This window comes from Pseudomonas sp. rhizo25, from assembly GCF_031931935.1.
GTDB lineage: Bacteria > Pseudomonadota > Gammaproteobacteria > Pseudomonadales > Pseudomonadaceae > Aquipseudomonas > Aquipseudomonas synxantha.
The window spans coordinates 452,104-472,994 of the sequence record NZ_JAUJXA010000004.1; the positions used below are offsets into that span (position 1 = coordinate 452,104).

General features: G+C 61.1%; 12 protein-coding genes. 3 read left to right on the forward strand and 9 right to left on the reverse strand.

Translation table 11 applies throughout. The features are described 5' to 3' along the window. Positions 1–220: 220 nt before the first annotated feature. From QZR30_RS11870 to QZR30_RS11880, 3 genes are all read left to right on the forward strand, one after another. On the forward strand, positions 221–3,772 hold the full coding sequence (locus QZR30_RS11870) for a DUF4329 domain-containing protein (protein ID WP_311903334.1): 3,552 nt from the start codon (positions 221–223) through the stop codon (positions 3,770–3,772). Between the two features lie 192 nt (positions 3,773–3,964). Continuing rightward, the gene (locus QZR30_RS11875; RefSeq protein WP_311903335.1) at positions 3,965–4,687 is read left to right on the forward strand and encodes a hypothetical protein; all 723 of its coding nucleotides are present in this window, start codon (positions 3,965–3,967) and stop codon (positions 4,685–4,687) included. A 135-nt stretch (positions 4,688–4,822) separates the two neighbouring features. Then, complete coding sequence (locus QZR30_RS11880) at positions 4,823–10,639, forward strand: DUF4329 domain-containing protein (protein WP_311903336.1); 5,817 nt, start codon at positions 4,823–4,825, stop codon at positions 10,637–10,639. A gap of 2 nt (positions 10,640–10,641) precedes the next feature. Here the strand turns inward: QZR30_RS11880 and QZR30_RS11885 are convergent, their stop codons facing one another. From QZR30_RS11885 to QZR30_RS11925, 9 genes are all read right to left on the reverse strand, one after another. Then, positions 10,642–11,652: a FecCD family ABC transporter permease gene (locus QZR30_RS11885; protein ID WP_046070695.1), complete on the reverse strand. Its 1,011-nt coding sequence runs from the start codon at positions 11,650–11,652 to the stop codon at positions 10,642–10,644. Beyond that, the gene (locus tag QZR30_RS11890) at positions 11,649–12,596 is read right to left on the reverse strand and encodes an ABC transporter substrate-binding protein (protein WP_274357823.1); all 948 of its coding nucleotides are present in this window, start codon (positions 12,594–12,596) and stop codon (positions 11,649–11,651) included. Before QZR30_RS11890 ends, QZR30_RS11885 begins: the two co-directional genes overlap by 4 nt. Further along, positions 12,593–13,381, reverse strand: a complete 789-nt coding sequence (locus QZR30_RS11895; RefSeq protein ID WP_274357824.1) for an ABC transporter ATP-binding protein — start codon at positions 13,379–13,381, stop codon at positions 12,593–12,595. The genes QZR30_RS11890 and QZR30_RS11895 overlap by 4 nt, the downstream gene beginning before the upstream one ends. Positions 13,382–13,460: 79 nt before the next feature. Beyond that, a complete protein-coding gene (locus QZR30_RS11900; protein ID WP_311903355.1) occupies positions 13,461–15,569 on the reverse strand; it encodes a TonB-dependent receptor in 2,109 nt (702 codons plus the stop codon). Positions 15,570–15,721: 152 nt separating this feature from the next. Then, complete coding sequence (locus QZR30_RS11905; RefSeq protein WP_311903337.1) at positions 15,722–17,104, reverse strand: PepSY-associated TM helix domain-containing protein; 1,383 nt, start codon at positions 17,102–17,104, stop codon at positions 15,722–15,724. Between the two features lie 137 nt (positions 17,105–17,241). Next, positions 17,242–19,302, reverse strand: a complete 2,061-nt coding sequence (locus QZR30_RS11910; RefSeq protein WP_311903338.1) for a TonB-dependent copper receptor — start codon at positions 19,300–19,302, stop codon at positions 17,242–17,244. A gap of 94 nt (positions 19,303–19,396) precedes the next feature. Next, positions 19,397–19,786, reverse strand: a complete 390-nt coding sequence (locus QZR30_RS11915) for a DUF2946 domain-containing protein (protein WP_046070701.1) — start codon at positions 19,784–19,786, stop codon at positions 19,397–19,399. Positions 19,787–19,797: 11 nt separating this feature from the next. Further along, complete coding sequence (locus QZR30_RS11920; RefSeq protein WP_046070702.1) at positions 19,798–20,280, reverse strand: copper chaperone PCu(A)C; 483 nt, start codon at positions 20,278–20,280, stop codon at positions 19,798–19,800. 47 nt (positions 20,281–20,327) lie between these two features. Then, a complete protein-coding gene (locus QZR30_RS11925) occupies positions 20,328–20,720 on the reverse strand; it encodes a DUF2946 domain-containing protein (protein ID WP_046070703.1) in 393 nt (130 codons plus the stop codon). Positions 20,721–20,891 lie beyond the last annotated feature (171 nt).

The following is a 20,891-nucleotide window of genomic DNA, read 5'->3' on the forward strand; positions in this document are numbered from 1 at the left end:
GCCTGCGGCGCAAACCACCGGTGTCGTTGATCGATTGCTGCGGGCGTTGGCAAGGGCGTGCACTAGCTTGGCGCCGCAATACCCGCAAAGTGCATGCAGAGCGCTAAAACGGGGCATGGAGATAGATATGCAGCGCAAGCACCGTGCAGGGATGTTCCAGCATGAGGGTTCAGGTAAGGCGTACGCGATGCGCCTTCGCTCCTTTTTCGCGAGAGCTTTTATGGACAAGACCCCCGGTACAGCAGCCCACCCGTCAACCCAGGCCGTTCATTTGCCGCCTCTGAGCCCGCCTTTTATCAGTGCAGACGACGCCGTCTACTGGGCGCACCGTCAAATCCTCCATGGCCTGGAATGGGAATTCGGTGGTGTGATTTTGAAAGACAAAGAAGGTTATTTCCGCGCGACCGCCCCCAAACACGGTGAAGCGTTCATTTTCCGTTTCGAGGAGGTGCTGCCGGCAGACAAGGTTGGTTACCCTATCGCTCCTGCTGGGTTCGAGGTGGTTGCGATTTATCACTCTCATGCTGCGCGGCATGATCAAGTGCGCGCAACGGGGTTGGCAGATACCGAGACGCGCTTCCTCCTGGGGTCTTTCCTCCCCGAGGAAATGCTGTTTAACCTCAACCTGGGCGCCGGGGTGCCGGTCCATTATTTGTCGGGGCCGGACGGGTCTCTGATCAAGTATGTCTGCAGCGGTAGTGCCACCGAACATGCGTTGTTTGAGCGATTGTTGGAAGACATCCAGGGCACCGCGCGCGACGAATATGTACATACGTTAAGCCAGGAAAGTGCCGCTGCGGGCGAGCTGTGGGTGGTGGTGCCCAATCAAGAGTGGGGAGGCGTACGGGGCCGGGTCAAGCCTGGGTGGGAGATAGGTACTGCCGTGACCTCAAGGGTTGAGGCGTTACCTTTGTGTACCCGAGTGTTTGCACTGGCCGACAAAGCGGCCATGGCTGCTTTGGACAACCGCGCGCCAGCCGGGGCGGTGACCCATGGGTTTATTCTCAAAAGTACCCAGGGCTATGTAGCCACTTGGCCGGAGCCGGCAACTCAACCGTGGTTCTCGCCAGCTGTACTCTTTCCCGCCGATGATAACGGCAGTCTCAGGCTGCCTGAGCATTGCGTTCTACAAGGTGCCTACGCCGTGGTGCCAGATAAGGTGGGAGGGCTATCCAGCGTGCCCGAGCCCTGGTTATACAAGTCGATGTTTTCGGCGTTGCAACTGGCGGTGGGGATCGGGCAGCTAAAGGTCAATGCCGACTTGGGCGACCAGCATTCGCCGATGGACCTGTATTTCAAAACCAGCGACCGCGCCGTATTGCGTTACCGGCTTAGCGGGTCGGCCCAGGAGGCGACGCTGTTTACCGAGCCTGCACCTGGCCGCTTCAGTGATGACGGCAGCGAGCAGCGCATGGCCTCCGGTGCCCTGGCCTCGCGCGATTATGTCCTGCGCGTTGCCCAGGCCGGCCAGTTGGCGGTGATCCGCACCAGCCAGGTCTGGGACGAAAAAACCACGCTGACCCAGGACTGGCAACCGTATTCGATCAGGCAACAGCCATTGAGCCCGGCGTTTGTCACGGCGGACGATGCGGCGCGGTATGCCCATGCGCAAGTGGACTACGGACGCTTGAGCAACTACGCCGCATTGATCCTGCAGCGGGCCGACCAGCGCTTTATCGTCACGCAGCCTGTAAGTACTCAGCGGCCGCGTTTTGCCTTGGATGCGGTCTATCCGTTGGATGAACACGGTGCGCTGATCATGCTGACCCCAAGCTGTCGACTGCACGCGTTGTTCTGCTCCAGGGCTATGTCCGAGGCGCCGCAGGGCCTGAGTGCCAGCGAGGCCCAGGTTGCGCAGCAGATGTACATGGACACCGATATCCATGCCTTGCTCTCGAACCGCCAGGCGGTAGCTTGCGGGTACCTGTCTGGCTCGGTCGACAGCCTGCTGGCCTACACCACGCAAGACCTGCAGACCTATACCGAACGTGAGTTGCTGGAGCGGGTGACACCCGTGCAGGGCCACAGCCCGGTGGCCCGCGCCTTGTCGGGCGGTGAGCTGTTGCCCAGCGCCTTCGTGCGTGAACAAGCCTATCCCGGGCGACTGCGTGTTGTGGTTGCCGGACGCCTGTGGGGCGCCGTGGGACCCTTGCCCGAGGATTGGCAACCGGGTGACACCGTCGATATCACGCGACTGCCGCAAACCCCTTTGCTCAGTCAGGTTTTTGCCTCGGCGGTGGACGCCGTGCGTAATGCCCACAAGAGCATCCTGGATCGCTATGGTCGTCCCCCCAGCGGCCTGGGAGTGGTGCTAAGGCATCGCTCACTGGCGCAGTACGTGACCACACAACAGGTTGCCCCGCAATGGCTCGATCAACTGCTGCATACCTGCCGCTTTGCCGAGTCGCTGCAACAGGCTGGGTTTGAAGTCGACAGCTTTTACCTGTCCAGCGTGCGTGTGCCTGATTCGGCAACCGCTTCGGGAGGCTGGCTGGCGCGGCACTTTATCGGCCCTGGGGATTTGCAGGCGGCCATTTACGACAACGTTGGGGCCAGGCGCTTGCCGCTGGCGCAGCGATTAACGCTGCACATTGCGACACTTGAAGGCGCCTTGCTGGCGTATGACGCAGGTTCCGATGACCGGCTGTTCGGTGCCGATGCGCAAGCCGGCCAGGCGGCGCTCAAGCGCCGTCTCGACAGTGACGAGCTGTCCACCACTGATTTTGTCCGGCACGTAGCGAGCGCGGGCGCGTTACGCGTGATCGAGGCCAGTGAGTGCTGGGACCAACCCGGTCAGATTAACCCCAGCTGGGCGCCATTCTCTGGCATGACGCGTCGGCGCCTGAGCCCGGCGTTTTCCTGTGCCGATGATGCGGCGCGGTATGCCTCCACCCGCTTGGGCGACCGGCGTGACCAGGTGTATGGCGGGCTGATCCTGCGCTCGACCGCAGGCCTGTTTGTCGCCACCGAGCCTTTGGTGGTGCATGTGGAAAACTTTGACGTGCAGTGGGTCCGCTCCAGGGAGCTGGTGGATAAAGGGCTGTTTCTGGGGGGCAGTACCGTGGTCGCCTTTTATCATAGTTGCAGCGCGTATGAGCCGCAGTTTCCGACCACGGATACGCAATGGAATGTCTACCGCAACATGTACTCCACGGCGTTTGTGGCGGATGTGCTCAGGGACCCGTCGCAGCAGGCGGCGTCGCCGCGCACTGATTATCTGTTGTGCAACGATGGCGCGCTGCTGCGTTATCGCTTCACCGGCAATGCAGCGCAAAAGGCGTTGGCGGCGGAGCTCAACGTGGCTCCCGCTGAAGCACCATGGCACCTGTATAACCCGATCGAAGAGCAGATTCGGGCCGGCATCTTGCAACCGGCCGAATGGGTCAATCGTCTGGCCTACGCCGGGGAGTTGGCCGTCTTGCAGGGCAGCCAACTGTGGGGTAATCCGCGACCTGTGGTGTCGTTTTTACCCTATGAGGTGCGGTTGGACTTGTCGTCCGGCAGCCCTGTGCAAGCGGATACCGGCTTGACCCCCTTATTCACCCAGGCGGCGGACGCCGTGCGTTACGTGCATCGCCTGAGCCAAGAGCGGGAGCAGCACACGTGCGGGTTTATTTTCAAGGCGGCAAGTCATGCGCATTTCATGGCGAGCCTGCCGATGTCCATGGAGGTTGCCGCCGGGTTCTCGCTCAATCGTGTATTGCTTGATGGGCAGCAGCCCCAGGGGTTTGTAGTCAACGGCCTGTATTTGCGCGCGCGCATTGAGCCGTAGGCCAAGGGGCCGAGCTCGGTACACAGTGGCTTGCGGCCCCAGGACTTGGCGGCAGGGGCGGCGACTGCAGCCCACTATGGTCATGTATCGCTCTATGTCCTATGTGCCGACGGCACGCTTTTGCAACTCGATGGCTCAAGGCCCGCAAGCGAGCGGGATTCTGTTGAGGCGACCCTGCGCAGGGCGACCCCTGTGCCGGCTTCCAATGATCATCGTCTGGCGTTAAGCCCAGTCTTTGTGCATTCCGACGATGCCGCCCGTTACGCCCAGCGTCTTGTCGGGCCGTACCAGGGCGATGATTTCCTTGGAGCGATTCTTGAGGATCTGCAACGCCGCGCCTATGTGGCCGTCGAACCTCTGCCAGACAACGACCCCGACGCGGTGCCCAGCGCCGAGGAACGCTTGTTCTGGAAAGTCAGCAGGGCCTCGACCAGTGACCATGAAGTTCCGCTGCCTGAGTACCCCGAAGGCCATCGGGTGGTGATGACTCACCAGTTGTACAAATCCGACTTTGCCCAAGGCAAGGAGGACGCCGCCACGTCTCTGGGCGTCAACTTCATTTCCTGGAGCTACATCCATCGCTACACCCGGGGCCTGAGGGGCTATTTCGACATTCAGAACTATTACCTCTCGACCCGCGATGGTGCATTGCTCAGGTATACCCCGGACTACAGCGTCGATTCGCAGGAGGAGACGATGGTCCACCAGTTCAATCACATAGGTGTTTATGACGCCCGCGAGATGCTGCGGCTGATGGCACCCTACAAGACCTTGAATGTGGTGCTTGCCGGTCATTTCTGGAGGCGCAAAGGGCTGATCGGCGATGAGCTTGCGGCACCGGTCGCCAAGGCTTCACCTACGGTGCAGGATGCGCCGCCGGGGGACGGTTTTCATCGGGAGAAGGATGAGTTTTAACCGCAATAGTTGAGACTGGACAGCCTGTCGGCGGTATCGGTTTTTAAACCATGCGATAACTATGTTGTGCCTGTGCGTCTTGCTGACGGTTGAAAATTTCCAGCTTTCATTCAACCGTTTTCAGGGAGATCCGCCATGACGGATAGCACGCAATCAGCTGATCCACCGGCACCGCCGCCGCCGACGCTTACCTCTCTCAGCGCAGCTTTTATCAGTGCCGACGACGCCGCGTACTGGGTGCATGAGCAAATAGGCCGTCAGCGCGACAGAGAATATGGCGGGGTGATTCTCAAGCACAAGAACCGTTATTTCGCGACCACACCACAGCCGGGTAAGACCTCGTCATTTACCCTGAACGAGGTCTTCGATACGGCGGATGACGGCACGCTTATCTTGCCGCCGGGTTATACGTGCACGGCAATCTATCATTCCCATCCGCTTGATTACGCGGCGTATGAGGGCACGCACTTTACCGCTGATGAGCGCACGCTCCTGCTCGGGTTTTTTTCGCCTCCCGACATGAAAGTCATGATTGGCTTTCGTCACATCGCCGGCACCCATTATTTGTCCGGGCCCGAAGGCTCGCTGCTCAAGTACGTGGCCAGTGGTTCGCCCAAGGAGCTGGCGTTTTTAAAGCGCTTGGACGATGGCGACCCCAGGGATATGGATGTGCACGAAGACGTCATCCCACAGTTGGCCGAAGCGGGCGAGTTTTCAGTCCTGGTGGCCAACGCCGTTTGGGGCGGTGTACGCGGGCGTGTCGACAAAGACTGGCGCATGGGGGACCGTTTGGTCGGGGGGCAGGCACTGCACCCGTTGTTTACGTCGGTATTCCCAGGTCGGGACCTGGAAAAGCTGCTGCCGGTGAATACCGCCGCGTCGGCCCAGCCCGTGTTCGGGTATGTACTCAAGGCCATCGGCAAGGACGAATACATCGCCCCTGTTCCCGCCTGGGAACAGCAACGTCTCGTGGCACCCGAAGCGTTGTTTATGAAACGCGCCGAGGGCCGCGTACGCCTGCCGTCCAACTTTCGGATTGATAGGGTTTATTGTCGGATACAGCCGAAAGAAACGTGGCAGCATCGGTATTTTTTCACCCCCTCACTGTTGGCTGCCACCCTTGCCCAGTGGCGTGCCGACCCTGCGTTGTACGACTCGCACCGGCGTCTGACGCTGATGTTGCGAAGTGCCGATGACGCGTTATTGTCCTACACCTTTTCCGGTTCTGAGGCAGAAGCCCAGTTCCTTTCTGATGCCGGGGACGTGGTTGAAACGCGAATGAAAGAGGCCAGGTTTACCCCTGCCCAGTTTGTCGAGAAAATTGCCAGGTTGGGTGAGTTGACCGTGGTGCAAGCCGGGACAGTATGGAAACGGGCGGGACGGTTCGCTGTTGAGCCCCTGGCTGCTGAAACGCCGCCACCAAGCCTGAGCCCGGCCTTTATCAGTGCCGACGACGCCGCTCGCTGGGCACACGCAGCTATCGGCCAGCGTCGCGATGTCGAGTATGGCGGCGTCATTCTCAAGCGCGGCGACCGCTATTACGCTACCGATCCTGTGGCGGACCAACGCAACAGCTTTGATCATGGGCTAGTGTTGGCCAAGGACGATGAAGGCCACTTCATCGCCCCTGACGATTATGTCGCCGAGGCCTTCTACCATTCCCATCCTGCCGATGCCGCGCAAATCCAGGGTATGTTTCCCAGCTTCACGGCTGACCAGGTGCAGCTGTTCAACAACTACTATTCGGTGGCGGACCAACTCTTCAGCTTCAGGCAGCGGGCGTTCGCCAAGACTCACTATTTTTCCGGGCCGGATAACGTGTTGCTCAAATATGTCAGCAGCGGTTCTGCGACGGAAAAAAAACTGGAGCAGCAGTTGCGTGATGGGACGCTTGAGCCCAGCAGCGATTTCGAACATCTGATCTGGAAACTGGCCGAGGCCGGCGAACTCTGGGTGGTGATCGCGAACCCTGTGTGGGGCGGCGTTCGCGGCCGCATCAACCACGGCTGGCGGATCAGGACGGCGGCGATGACCGGGCAACAACTGCCGTTTTTCACCGCGGTGTTTCCAACCCCTGAAGCGGCCGTGTTGCGTGCACTGTTGCTCTCCGGTGCGACCGACCAAGGCACCAAGGTAGGGTTCGTGCTCAAGCACAGCCGTGAGGAGGCCTACGTTGCGACCTTGGCGTTGCCCAAGCGTCACCCGCTGTTCTCGCTCGACGGGGTGTTTCCTAAAGGCCCCGACGGCAAACTTCGATTGCCTTCCCACTACCGGCTGGAGGCCATCTACTTCACCAGTTTTTACGAGACCCATGAAGTCGCGGCGCGGGAAAAGTGGCTGGCCAGTACTTTCTTTACACCGGCGCAGGTGGTGGCGGCGACCCGTCAGGCGCGGGCGACCCTGGAGTTACAGAACACGGGCCGTGGATTGTCCCTGTATATGCAAGCCTCGGACGGTGCCCTGCTGGCATTCAAGGTGCCCGAGGCCACACCCGCCAGTGAGTTGGTCCGGCAGGGCAGCGGTGGCGAGTTGAACGACAACGGTGCACAGGCCGCGCTGCTCAGCGGCACCCTGAGCCCGCGCGACTATGTGCGCAGGGTCATTGCGGCAACCGAACTGTCGGTGGTGCAGGCCGGTGGCTTGTGGCGCAAGGTGGGCAGTGTGGATAACCGCTCCGACCTGTTGACGTCGTTCTACACGGCGACCTTGAGTCGCTCGTTTCTCTCGGCACGGGATGCGGCAGTGTATGCCCATGAGCAAATTGGTAACTGGCGTGATCGCTACTACGGTGGTTATGTGCTCAAGGGGGAAGACGGACGTTTTGTCATTACCGAACCCATCGCCAGCGCCGCCAACCCCTTTGCCTTTACGTTGTTTTTTCCTCTGGGCCACGCCGGGCCGTTGATCCCACCGGAACCCTATGTGCTGTATGCGCGCTACGGCTCGCACCTGGCGCTGTCTATGGCTGACCCGGTGGCGGTGGCACAGCGCGGCTGGACTCGCGATGAAGCGCAGATCAACCAGCAAGTGTTCAGCACTGCCGAAATCTACTCGATCATCCCGGCTGGCCGGCCCGCGTATCTGTCGGGGGCGCAGGACTGTCTGTTGGAATACACCCCGAACAACTCGTCCCAGGAAATGTTGCTGTTGGCCAACCTCAGCCCGCAGGCCGGTGAAGACAGCCTCGGTAAACGCCTCGACAGTGGGCGTATCAAACCTGCCGATTGGGTCTGGCGCCTGGCCGAGGCGGGAGACTTCAGGATTATTCAAGGCAATGCGTTGTGGGGGCCGCGCTCGGTGGTCTACAACGACTGGACGCCCAACTATACCTACGCCCCTCGATCGGGCCCACCTGACTACGTCACCTACGGTGCGGTGTTTGCCAGCGCCGATGAGGCCGCGCGCAACCTGCATGGGCGCGTGCACGGGCGCAATTTCGCCTATTCGGCCTGCTTTGCGTTCATCCTCAAGCACAAGGACCAGGAACAGTACATTGCGAGTGAGGTCGTGGGTGTCGCCGCTCAGACCAAGCTGTTCAATCTCAATCGCTTGTTTGAGCTCAAGGATGGCGGCGGCTATCGGCTGCCCGACGGGTTTGAAGTGCACGGGCTGTTTCGCTCGCAGCAGTGGTCGCCTTCCGGGTTGAACACGTCGAACGCATGGCTGACGCTGTTTTTTGTCACGCCGGATGTGCTGTATAGCGCGCTCTATGCCGCTGATCGAGCGGGTGCGAAAAAACCGTCGATGTATTTTTCGACTCTTGATGGTGCGTTGTTGCGGTATGTGCCCGCGCCCCTTGATGTAAGCAGCGGCGGCCCGGCAGATACGTTATTGACCCAGGCGCAGGAACTGTTGAACTCAGGTCGCAAGCTCCCCCTGGATTTCCTCAGGGAGTGGGCGCTCAAAGGCATGCTTGATGTGGTGCGTACCAGTCAGTATTGGGATAAAAAAGGCTTGGTCTCCATCACATGGAGCGGTTACGAAACTTTGATGCCGCGGCGTTTGAGCCCCTCCTTCGCCAATGCCGATGATGCGGCCCGCCACGCTGCGGCGAGGCTCGATAATGGCTATCGTCGGGCTTATGGCGGCGTGGTCCTCAGGCTGGTCAATGGGCTGTTCGCAGCGACGGAACCCCTGGCGCTGCCGCCCCAGGGGTTTGCGCTGAATTGGATCTACCCTGGGCAGGCGGTCGCGGCGGGGTTGTATCCGGGAGGCAGTACGATTGTGGCGCGGTATCGGTCCCTGGTGGACCAGGAGTTACCGCTGCTGCTGTCCGCGACTCAAAAAGCCATCTACCAAACCATGATACCGAGTGCAGTGCTGGGATCCTTCTTGCACCGTGAGCGCCATCTCAACCGGGAGTACGTATTCGGCGCAAGGGGCTCGATCCTCAGTTACCAACTGTCCAGCGCCGCCGAGGAGTCGTTACTCATGCAGCGTCTGGCACCCCTGAATCCGGTGAGGGCGGATTACGGCGATAACCTCATCGAACAGCAAATACGCAGCGGGGCACTCTTGCCGCAGGACTTTGTGACTGAGGTGGCAAAGGCTGGTCAATTGCGTGTGGTAGAGGGGGATCGGGTATGGGGGCCGCCAAGAACGATCATGGCGAGATTTTTACCGAATCAACTTCAAGTCAACGCCAGGGATATTCGCGCGGTGTTCCTCGATCCGCCCTGCGGTCCCCTCTTCACCCAGGCGTACGATGCTGTCCGTTACGCCCAGCGTTTGGGCAAACCGCACACAGACGTGGCGTTCGGTTACGTACTGAAGTCAGTGAACAAGCCGCTGTACATGACAACCTTGGCGCTGGTTCGAGAAAACTTTGCCGACTTCAGGCAGGTATTTGTCGACGGGAAATTGCCTCAGGGCTATGTGATTGATGGCCTGTATCTTTACGCTTCCAACGTTGCCATCGCCCCTGCGGATGATGAAATGGCGCACAGTTTCTTCCCACCCCATCGCATCGCCAGCGCGCTCAACTTCCTCACTTATGCACGCAACGGTAATATTTTGCCGCTTTATTTGTTGTGTGGTGACGGTGCGTTGCTCAAGTATGTGTTTCCCAAAAGTGCGCCATTGTATCCGGTGACCGGTGAGGCACATCTGGATCGCACGAAGCTGCTTGAAGGTACTCTCAAAGTGCGCGATTACGTGCGCCGCCTGGCGAGTGCCGGAGAGCTGGATATCCGAGTCACCAGTGAAATCTGGGGCAAGGCAGAGCGGGTCACTGGCGATTGGGAACCGAAGAAAGCCCCCCATGTGTTTGCCGATGCCCCCTATTTTCATTCGTTTTGCGGGCCGCTGTTTCTTTACCCCGATGACGCTGCCCGTTATGCCCAGAGCTTGGTGGCACCGTTCAAGGCCAAGCAGTACCTGGGCGCGGTATTGACGCCGGAGAGTACGCAGGGGTATGTGGCGATCGATCCGGTGGAGGACCAGGATGCAGGCGGTATAACGACCCTGGTGCGGTTATTCCGCGGCGCTCATGCCGGGTTGGAAGTACCTGTGGCCAATGTACTGAGCACCTACAAGATTGCCGCTGTGCAGTTCTTCTATCAGTCCATCCGTTCAGCTTCCAGCTTTGAACAGATAGACCAAGCGCTTTTGCAAAACTTCGTTTCCAAGGACGACCTGCGCAACGCTGTGTCGGTGATCAAGAATAATGTTCCCGATGCCAAGAGTTGTTATCTCTCCTGCCGGGGCGGTGCTTTGCTCAAATATGTACCGGCCTTTACCCAAGCTGAAACCACGCTGCTCAGCCCGGGTTTACCGCCGGACCCGAAAGTGCTGATCAGTCGGCTGAGGGCCCAAGGCAGTCTCTCTGTGCTGGTCACCGATTTTTTCTGGTCGCGGGCGGGCGTGCTGGGTGAGCACTGGAGCGTTAACGAGGAGCGGGTAGAGTCACAAATCGACGAGTTCTGGTATGCACGGGAAAAAGATGAGCTCTGATTTCAGCGCCTGCGCATCAGACCGATAAAAAACAGCCCGCCGATCGCTGCCGTCGCCACGCCAATCGGCAGGTCTTCAGGGGCGATCAGGGTGCGTGCCGCGACGTCGACCCACACCAGGAACACACTGCCCAGCAGTACACACACGGGTAGCAAGCGCCGATGCTCGGCACCCACCAGGCGCCGGGCGATGTGCGGCACCATCAGGCCGACAAAGCCGATGGAGCCGCTGATCGATACCAGTACGCCGGTCATCAGCGACGCGATCAGGAACACCTTGAGCCGCACGTTGCGTGCGTTCAGGCCCAGGGTCACGGCGGTCTGTTCGCCAGCCATCAAGGCATTGAGCGGGCGGGCCATACCCAGCAGCAGGGCCAGCCCCATGACTACCGTGGCGGCGGGAATCGACAGCAATTCCCAGCGTGCCAGACCCAGGCCGCCGAGCATCCAGAACATCACCGCCGAGGCGGCGCGGTGGTCGCCCATGAACAGCAGCAGGTTGGCCATCGCCATCATCACAAACGACACCGCTACACCGCACAACAGCAGGCGATCACTGTCCAGTCGGCCGTTGCGACTGGCCACCGCCAGCACCACCAACATGCTCAGCAGTGCACCGACGAACGCGGCAATGGGCAAGGTCAACAGGCCGATGATCTCACCCACATGCAGCACCACGATCACCGCGCCGAGGGTGGCGCCGGAGGTCACGCCGAGCAGGTGCGGGTCGGCCAGCGGGTTGCGCGTGACCGCCTGCAACACCGCGCCGATCAACGCCAGCCCGGCGCCCACCAGCGCCCCCAGCAGCATGCGCGGCACACGAATCAGCCACACGATATGTTCCTGGCCCATGCTCCAGTCTACGGCACCCATACCGAACGCCTTGTTCAGCAGAATCCGCCACACCATGTCCACCGGAACCCGCGCCGAGCCGAACCCCAGAGAGACTACGCAGGAGACCAGCAACAACGCGCCAAGGGCGCCCAATAACAGCAGGTAGCGACGGGTAATCATTCGCCGTGGAACCCCTTGGCCAGAGCTTTGACCGCCAGCACATTGTCGATACCTGGCGTGGCCTGCACGTAGGGGATCACGATAAAGCGCTGGTGTTTGATCGCGTCCACCGCTTGCAGGGCCGGGTTGTTCAGCAGGAACTGCTTTTTCTGCTCGGCAGTGATTTGGCTGTAGTCGACGATCACGATCACCTGCGGGTTGCGCTCCACCACGGTTTCCCAGTTGACCCGGGTCCAGCTGGCGTCGATGTCATCGAGGATGTTGCGCCCGCCAGCGGCGTCGATCAGCGCTTGTGGCATGCCCAGGCGGCCCGAGGTCATGGCGCGGTCTTCGCCGCTGTCATACAGGAACACCCGTGGCTTATCGGCGGGAAGGTTTTTTTGCACCTGTGCCACCTGTGCCTGCATCTGCGCGATCAAGGCATTGGCGCGCTCCTGCACGTCGAAAATCCTGCCCAGGTTGCGCAGATCGTTATAGGTATCGTCCAGGCTCGCAGCCGGGCGCTTCATCACGAACGCGCATGACTCGGTCAGCTCATACACATTGATGCCCAAGGGTTGCAGGGTGTGCGGCGTGAGATCGCCACCCACGCGCATGCCGTAGTCCCAGCCGGCGAAGAAGAAATCCACGTTGGCGTCGAGCAGGGTTTCCACCGACGGGTACTTGCTTGCCAGTTCCGGCAGGCCGTCGAGTATGGCTGCCATTTCCGGTGGCACCGACTTCCACCCGCTGACGCCGCTGTAGCCGGCCATGCGTGGCTTGAGCCCCAGGGCGAGCATCATCTGGGTCATGTTGATGTCGTGACTGACCGCATGTTGCGGGGCTTGCTGGAAGGTCACGTTGCGGTTGCAGCTCTGGATGGTCAGCGGGTAACGGGTGGCTTCGGCGAACGCTGGGGCAGTGGCGAACAGCAGGGTGAGCGACAGCAGGGCGCGCAAGATCATGGTTGGGTTATCCAGGTGATTCGGGGGTAGCCGGCCAAGGGGTGAGTGTCGATCAAGGCTTCGACGCCAAACACCTCGCGCAGCAAGGCGCTGGTCAGCACGTCGTGGGGCGTGCCGGCGGCGACGATGCGCCCGTGGTTGATCACGTATAGACGATCACAGAAGGCCGCCGCCAGGTTCAGGTCGTGGATGCTCGCCAGGGTGCCGATGTCCAGGCGCTTGACGAGTTTTAACAGCTCCAGCTGGTAGCGTGGGTCGAGGTGGTTGGTGGGTTCATCCAGGATCAACAGTTGGGGTTGCTGGGCCAGGGCGCGGGCGAGGATGACGCGCTGTTTTTCGCCGCCCGAGAGGGTGACGAAGGCATGGTCTGCGAAATCCAGCATGCCGACCGATTCCAGCGCGTGCCGGATCAGTTGCCCGTCGTGCAACGTGTCGCTGTCAAACAACCCCTTGTGGGGCGTGCGGCCCATGGCGACCACTTCATCCACCCGCAAGCCGAAGGCGTCAGGAAATTCCTGCAGCACTACGGCGATACGTTGTGCGCACCACTTTGCGCTTTGCTTCCAGACGTTCTGGTGTTCAAGCGACACATCGCCATGCTCCGGCCGGGTGAACCGGTAGGCGCAGCGCAGCAGGCTGGTCTTGCCACTGCCGTTGGGCCCGATCAGCCCGACAAACTCCCCGGCAGCGACGCGCAAGCTAGCGTCACGCAGTTGGAACTGGTGATGGCAGTGGTCGTGACCGGGAGGGGTCCAGCCAAGTTCGCTGAGGGTGAGTGAGGTCATCAGTATTCTCAAGTCCAACATAGATCAACATGTGGGAGGGGGCTTGCCCCCTTCCACATGGGGTTTGTGTTTTATTCAGTCAGAAGGTGTAGTCAGCAGTGACGAAGAACGAGCGCGGTTCACCCAGGATCCACTGCTGCCCATCGTTGTACTGGCTGGCCGCATACGTGCGATCGAACAAGTTATTGAGTTGCAGGCCCAAGGTGGTATTGCGCATGGCCTTCCACGACAGCGTGGCATCCACCACTGTGTAGCTCGGCAGTTCATTCTGGTTGGCCATGTCGGCATAGCGCGCGTCGACGTAACGTACACCGGCACCGGCACGAACGTTGTCTGTCACGGCCTTGCTCAGCCACAGGTTGGCGGTGCGGCGCGGCACGTCCACCGGGCGATTGCCATCACGGGAAACCGGCACACCGCCGACGTCCTGCTCGAAGTCGTCATACTGCGCCCGCACGATGGCGGCGTTGGCTTGCAGTTGCCAGGCGCCGGGCAGTTGCAGGTCGAGGCTGGCTTCCAGGCCGTCGGAGGATTGTTGACCAACTTGCTGCTTGACGTTCGGCTCGCCCGGCACGTCAGTCAGCAGTTTCTTCTTGACGATGTGGTAAGCCGCCAGGGTCCATTCACCGCGTGCGTCCCAGAACGCTTGTTTGATACCGATCTCGGTCTGCCTGGCAGTGGACAGGTCAAACTGCTGCTGGCTCTGGCTCAGGGAAATCAACCCGCCGACGCCATCGGTGCTGGTGGCGTACTGGCCGTAGACCGAGGTATTCGGGGTGATGGCGTAGACCAGGCCGGCTTTCCAGTTATTGCCGGTGAGGGTCTTGTCGGATTGGCTGCCGGTACGCAGGTCGTCGCGGTCGATGTGTGCGTAGTCGCGGCGGATGCCGGTGATCAGCGCGAGTTTATCCGTGAGCTGCAGGCGGTTTTCCGCAAAGCCGGCGACCGTCTTGGTAGTGGTGGCGAACACCGGTTTGAACGGGTCCTGGCTGGCAAACGGCGCAGGCGTGGGGTGATGCAGGTCGATGGGCTGGCCGTTTTCCAACACGTCATTGAACGGCGTATTGCTCGCCAGGCGGAAGCGGATGCGGTTGTATTCCACGCCCGCCACAGTCTGGCTGTCGAGGCCGAATAGGCTGTGCTTGAAGGTGAAGGTCTGTCGATCACCCACCTGTTCCTGATTGTGCTTGATGCCGAAGTTGCCGCTGCGGGTCAACTGGCCGTTGGCGAAGTTGTAGTTCTCGGCGTTCTGCCAGCGACGCTGGTTTTTCAGGTAGTACAGCTCGTTGGTGGCGCTGAGGTTATCGCTCAGTTGCCACTCGCTGGTCAGGCGCGTCCATTGATCGTTGTAGTGCTGGGTGTCGTTGCTGACGTTGTAGTTCTTGTCGCGCAGGCCCTTGTGCAACTGGCCATTGATCAGTGGCGTGCCGAAGTAGTTTTGCGGGCGCTGGTCGCCGTAGTCGCTGGCCAGGGTGAAACTCAGGTTGTCGGCTGGCTGCCAGCGCAGGGCGCCGCTGATGAAGTCGCTGCTGGACTCGCCACGGTCGATAAAACCGTTGCTGCGCAGGCGGTTGAGGTTCAGGCGGTAGCTTAAGGTGTCGGTCAGCGAACCGCCGCTGTCAAGGGCCTGCTGCTGGCGGTCGTAACTGCCGTAGCCGAGGCGGATATGGTTTTCGATCTCGCCTGCGAAGGGTTTTTTCGAGATCGTATTGACCACCGCGCCGGTAGCGCCTTCGCCGTACAACACCGAGGCCGGGCCGCGCAGTACGTCCACCCGTTCCACTGCCCAGGTGTCCACTGGAAAGGTCGAGGTGCCCATGCCGGTGTACATGCGGTTGCCGTCGTACAGCTGCATCACCGAGCTCTGGCCGGTAAAACCACGGGCTTGCAGCGAGGTGCCGCCATCCCCAGGCGTGCCGGTGCGGCTGATGCCGGTGGCGCGGGAAATGGCGTCCTGCACGCTGGCATCGCCCCGTTCGCGGATCTGCGCGCCGGTCTGGCTTTCCACGCTGCCGGGGGTTTGCAGTGCCGTCAGGTTCAGGCGCGATCCGGTGGTGGTTGGCGTGTTCAGGTCGACACGTTCGTCATCCACCGCCGGCGCGGTGATGGGGCTGGCGGGCAGGGTCAGGGCTTGGGCGTTGGCATGCAGGGCGAGCAGGCACAGGCCGCTCGCAAGGTAGTTGTTCATCGGTCGATCAATCGCTTCTTCGAGGCGGTGCTCGCCGCCGGGTGCGGCGAGCTGGAGTATGCAGAAAGTGTTATAAGTTAACATTTCCTGCGTCGTGGGCGAAAGCCCGCGTAAGACTACATAACGCCTCTATAGAGGGCATCTCACCTACTTCATGTCGAACCTGAGGCCGATTCACGTTGCGTGAACAGCCGCGAAAGTATCAGGCGGTCCAGCGCCCACACCACAATCAGCGACACGCCTACCAGCGGGAAAACAATCGCCAACCCCAGCATGATCACCATCGCGGTCTTCCACTTAGGCAAGTCATGACGCAGTGGCGGCACACCCAGCCCGCCCTGTGGCCGGCGCTTCCACCAGATCACCACGCCGCTGACAGCACTGAGCAGGATCATCAGGCAGATCAGCAGCACGATCAGTTGGTTGACCCAGCCGAACATCTTGCCTTCATGCAACATCACCCCGGTCTCGGTGGCGCGAGCGACCAGGTTGTAGTGTTGCCAACGCACATCGGCGAGGACCTTGCCGGTGTACTGGTCGATATGCAGGGTGGCGTCATTGCGCGGGTCGTTGGCGAACACCGCGACGGTGAACACGCCGGTGGCGGTGGTCGGGAAGGTGATGCTGTAGCCGGGCTCGACCTTGCGTGCGGTGGCCAGGTCGACCACCTGTTGCAGGCGTACGGCCGGTGCGGCAGGGCCCGAGTGCATGGCGCCATGGTTCATGTGTTCGGCGTGGTCGCCGGACATCGGCATCGGCGTGTTTTCCATGGCCCAGGGCACGGTTTGTTGGCTGGCGCTGTTGAGCATGCGCGCCTGCTGGTCGGATTGCGGCACGTCGGCCCACATCGCCGCCGGAAAAGTGTTCCACAGCGCAGCATATTGCTTGCCCCAGAAGCCGGTCCAGGTCATGCCGCTGAGCAGCATCACCAGCAAGAAAGCCGCGCCCCAGAAGCCGACGACAGCGTGCAGGTCGCGCCAGAGCAGTCGGCCCCGACTTTGCAAACGAGGCCACAGCACTCCGGCCGATGACTTGCCGCGTGGCCACCATAGGTACAGGCCGGAAACCACGAGCATCACGCCCCAGCCGGCGGCGAGTTCGATCAGGCGGTCACCGAGGGTGCCGATCATCAGCTCGCCATGCAGGGCGCGGGCGATGGCTTGCAGGTTGTATTGGGCGTCCTGTTCACCGAGTACGTTGCCGCGATAGGGGTCGATGAACAGCGTGACTTCGCGCCCGTTTTTTTGCATGACGAACTGCGCGCTGCTGTTAGCGTCGACCGGGGGCAGGTACTTGCTGATCGCCGCCTGGGGGTTAGCGGCCCTGGCCCGTTGCAGCAGCTCGTCGGCACTCAACGCGTGTTCTGCGGCAGGCACGTTGAGCAGGTCGGCGTACATCAGCGGGTCGAGCTGGGGCTTGAACAGGTAGATGATGCCGGTCAGGGCCAGCAGCGCCATGAAAGGGGCGACGAAGAGGCCGGCGTAGAAGTGCCAGCGCCAGGCCAGGTTGTAGAAGGAGATCTTTGGTGTGCTCATCAGGGGCTCCGCAAGGCTTTGGTTTTTTTGTGTCAGTTACACCGCCATCGGGGGCAAGTCGAATCGTCGCACCGCCCCTCCCACATCTGACTGTATTCACAAATCAGAGGGTGGGAGGGGGCTTGCCCTCGATGCTTTTAGAAGCTCATATCCACCTTGGTCCAGAGCGTACGCCCCGGCTCCTTGATGGCCTGCGGGTCGTTGGCCGGGTAGCCGAAGCCGGCATTACCTGCCAGGTTCAAATGCTCGGCGTAGGCTTTGCCGAACAGGTTGTCGACGCCCGTGCTGACCTTGAAGTTTTTATTGATGCGGTATGCGGCGTTCAGCGAGAACACGCCAAAGCCACCGCTCTTGTCGTAGTCCTTGCCGACCACGTTGCCCTTGTTCTGGTCGATGCGGGTTTGCGCCGCCACCACGCGCCATAAAGCTCCGGCACTCCAGTTGTCTTCGCTGTAGGTCAAGCCCAAACGTGCATCCAGCGGCGGCATCTGCGGCAGGGGCTTGCCATCGCTGCTGTTTTTGCCCCAGGCGTAGGCGAGACTGGCGTCGGCTTTCCAGTGGCGCGTCAGTTTGTACGCTGCGCCGAGTTCACCGCCCATGATGCGCGCGTCGACATTGCGCGCCTGGGAGGTGGTGCCCATCATGCCGGGCCGGTAATCGAACAGAATGAAGTCGCGCACCTGACCGATATAACCCGAGGCCCAGGCTTCGAGTTCGGCGGTTTTGTACTGCGCGCCGAAATCCAGCTGGGTGGTTTTCTCGGGCTTCACGCCGTCGAAGGCATTCGCCGAGCCGGCCGTACCAGTGTTGGGGGAAAACAATTCCCAGTAATCCGGGAAGCGTTCGGCGTGGCCCAGGCCGGCATAGACCGTGGTGGGCGTGTCCGCCAGGTCATGTTCGTAGCGCACGAAGCCCGATGGCAGGGTGTCGGCGCGGGTGTCGTCGGCGGTCGGATTGGGGCGCGACATCATCCCCGAGCCAGTGCGCTGACGAAAGTCCTTGGCCGAGGCGCGGTCCAGGCGCGCGCCGGTGATCAGGCGGTCATTGTCGGCGGCGTACCAGGTCAGTTCGCCGAACACGCCGTAGTTGTGGAAGTTGGCGTCTTTGTTGCGCGGCAGATCCTTATAGGTGTCGATGCCCATGCTGCTGCGTGCACGGTGTTCGTTGGTCTGTGCATCCAGGCCGCCGATCAGTTGCACATCGGCCCAGCGCCAGGTCGCCTTGATGCGCGCACCGAGGGTGCGGCGGTCGACGTTGGACGCCATGGGACCTGCCATCATGCCGGTGCCCGAGGGGACGCGCAGGCTGTAGTTGTCCATCACATGGTCGGCATAGTTGTAGTAGACCTGGGCCTCGACCTTATCCAGCACCTCGCCGATATTGGACTTCTCGAAACGCAGCCCGAGGCTTTCGCGCAGGAACTGCGAGCCATCCATGCCGCGGCCGGCGTAGCGTGCCTCACCATCGCCACGGCCAGCAGTGAGCTCCAGCAAAGTGTCGGCGTCAGGGGTGAAGCCCACGGCCACATCGCCGTTCCATTTGTCGTAGCGCGAGGCGACGGTGTCGTTATTGCCGTCCTTGTAGTCGTCGGCATGGGCCTGGTTGCCGATCACCCGCACGTAGCCCAATGGCCCACCGGCAGCGGCATCGATGACCTTGTCGAAACGCCCGTTGGAGCCCGCCAGCACACTGGCGTTGACCCGCGTACCCAGCTCGCCGAATTGCTCCGGCTCACGGTCGAACAGGATGGTGCCGGCTGACGCACCCGGGCCCCAGAGCACGGTTTGCGGGCCTTTGATCACGGTCAGCTTGTCGTAGGTTTCCGGCGAAATGTACGAGGTGGGTGCATCCATCCGCCCCGGGCAGGCGCCAAGCATCATGCTGCCGTTGGTAAGGATATTCAGGCGCGAGCCGAACATGCCGCGCAGCACCGGGTCGCCGTTGGTGCCGCCGTTGCGTACCAGGGCGAAGCCGGGGATGGTCTTGAGGTAGTCGCCGCCATCGCTGGCAGGCACCGGTTGGCGTGGGTCTTTGGGGTTGGTGACAACAGTGAGTGGCGAGCTGGGGGCGATCGCAGTGATTACCGTGGGGCTCAGCTCGTGTTCGTGCGCATGGGCGCAGGGGGTAAGCAGTGCGCCGCACAGAACGGCGAAAACAGGAGCAGCGCCCAAACGGGTGTCAGCAGAAAACCTGGACATGACAAATTCCATCAATCAATCGTAAACAACACGGCCAGCAGCCTGCGGCTGTCTTTCTAGAGTCGGCCGGGGTGAAGTAACGCTGTGAAAGTGTTTACGCAGTGATGGGTGGCGCGCGGCTGCGGGCGCCGGGGAAGATGCTCTGCCGGGCATGTCCCAGGCGGGTGGCGGGGGTGAGGGCATTGGCCGGCGGCGGGGTGCCGAGGCTGACGTAGGACACGCTGCCGGGCAGGGCCGGGCAGCTGAAGAGCAGGCTGCAATAGCCGCACTTTTCCCAGAGTACGTGATGCTCGTCGGGTGCTTTGCTGGGCTTGGGCTCGCCGTGGCACTCGGGCATGTCCATGGACATACCGGCGTGATGATCCATCGGCATCGCTTGGGAAATCAGCGGACCGATAAAGATCATCAGCATGGCGAACAGGCTGATCCAGCTGCCGCGCATCAGGCGGCGGTGTGGAGATAACCTGGCGCGAGGGGCGCCCATTGAATGGCGGCCTACTGAGCGTGCATGTGCTCGTGTTTAGCCATTGGCGGCGCCTTTTGCACCGATACTTCCACCTCGACCTTGCCGGCTTTCTCGAAAGTCAGGGTCAGTGGGAATTGCTTGCCATCGGTCAACAGGCTGCGGTCTTTAAGGCCCAGCAGCATCACGTGATAGGCCATTGGCGCGAAGGTCAGCTCACCCTTGGCGGGTACGGCCACGCTGGGCACTTGCTGCATCTTCATCAGGTCGCCTTGCATCACATGCTCATGCAGCTCGGCTTTGTCTGCCACTGGCGTCTCGACACTCAGCAGGCGATCCGGTGTGGCCCCGGTGTTATGAATCACAAAGTACGCCGCGACAGTCGGAGCATTGGGTGGCAACTCCTGGGACCAGGGTTCGCTCACCCTCAGGTCGCCGACCTTGTAGTCTTCGGCATTGGCAGCACCAAACACTGGCAGCAACAACGCAGCCAGAAGCAGGGAAGATTTGAGCATGGCAGTTCTCCAGAACGGTTCTAAACGCAGTTCACTTGCGAAGAAGATCAGGCCGTTGGAGACGCTCGGGGATTAAGACTTGGCCATTGCTGGCGCGGAGTTGGATTCTGCAATGAGGGGGGAGGCAGGCTTTGCACCGCGTCGAACCGCATCACATACAGCTGCGGCACATGCCCCGGCAGCGCCACCAACGGCGCCGAGCCCGAGCAACACCAGCAATGCTGCATGGCGGAGTGATCGTCTGGCGGTGCCGGAATCTCCAGCTTGCCCAAGGCAATCGTCTTCAGGCTGGCGCCATTGGATGAGCAGAAACTGCCCCATATCAGGCGCTTGACCGGGTCATCGGTCTGCTGCATCGCACTGGCCAATGGCATGGCAAACGCATTGAACAGCACTGCAAGGCAGGCGATCCAGGCAATTGCAAAGCGTTGACGGGCCATGGCGGATAATCCGTAGGGTTAAACGATCAGGGGGTATTTAGCCTGATCGAGGGTGATAAGTAAAAAAGGGCGGTGTGGTTTGGTGTCGCAGGGTTGAGGATAGACGGGGAATCGAGTGGATGCCGGATCTTCAAGGCAATGCATTCCAAATGTGGGAGGGGGCTTGCTCCC

What these genes read in the sequence shown, in the direction of transcription:
- QZR30_RS11870 (WP_311903334.1), top strand. Translation starts at nt 221, where the DNA reads ATGGACAAGACCCCCGGTACAGCAGCCCACCCGTCAACCCAGGCCGTT.
- QZR30_RS11880 (WP_311903336.1), top strand. Translation starts at nt 4,823, where the DNA reads ATGACGGATAGCACGCAATCAGCTGATCCACCGGCACCGCCGCCGCCG.
- QZR30_RS11885 (WP_046070695.1), bottom strand. Translation starts at nt 11,652, where the DNA reads ATGATTACCCGTCGCTACCTGCTGTTATTGGGCGCCCTTGGCGCGTTG.
- QZR30_RS11890 (WP_274357823.1), bottom strand. Translation starts at nt 12,596, where the DNA reads ATGATCTTGCGCGCCCTGCTGTCGCTCACCCTGCTGTTCGCCACTGCC.
- QZR30_RS11895 (WP_274357824.1), bottom strand. Translation starts at nt 13,381, where the DNA reads ATGACCTCACTCACCCTCAGCGAACTTGGCTGGACCCCTCCCGGTCAC.
- QZR30_RS11900 (WP_311903355.1), bottom strand. Translation starts at nt 15,569, where the DNA reads ATGAACAACTACCTTGCGAGCGGCCTGTGCCTGCTCGCCCTGCATGCC.
- QZR30_RS11905 (WP_311903337.1), bottom strand. Translation starts at nt 17,104, where the DNA reads ATGAGCACACCAAAGATCTCCTTCTACAACCTGGCCTGGCGCTGGCAC.
- QZR30_RS11910 (WP_311903338.1), bottom strand. Translation starts at nt 19,302, where the DNA reads ATGTCCAGGTTTTCTGCTGACACCCGTTTGGGCGCTGCTCCTGTTTTC.
- QZR30_RS11915 (WP_046070701.1), bottom strand. Translation starts at nt 19,786, where the DNA reads ATGGGCGCCCCTCGCGCCAGGTTATCTCCACACCGCCGCCTGATGCGC.
- QZR30_RS11920 (WP_046070702.1), bottom strand. Translation starts at nt 20,280, where the DNA reads ATGCTCAAATCTTCCCTGCTTCTGGCTGCGTTGTTGCTGCCAGTGTTT.
- QZR30_RS11925 (WP_046070703.1), bottom strand. Translation starts at nt 20,720, where the DNA reads ATGGCCCGTCAACGCTTTGCAATTGCCTGGATCGCCTGCCTTGCAGTG.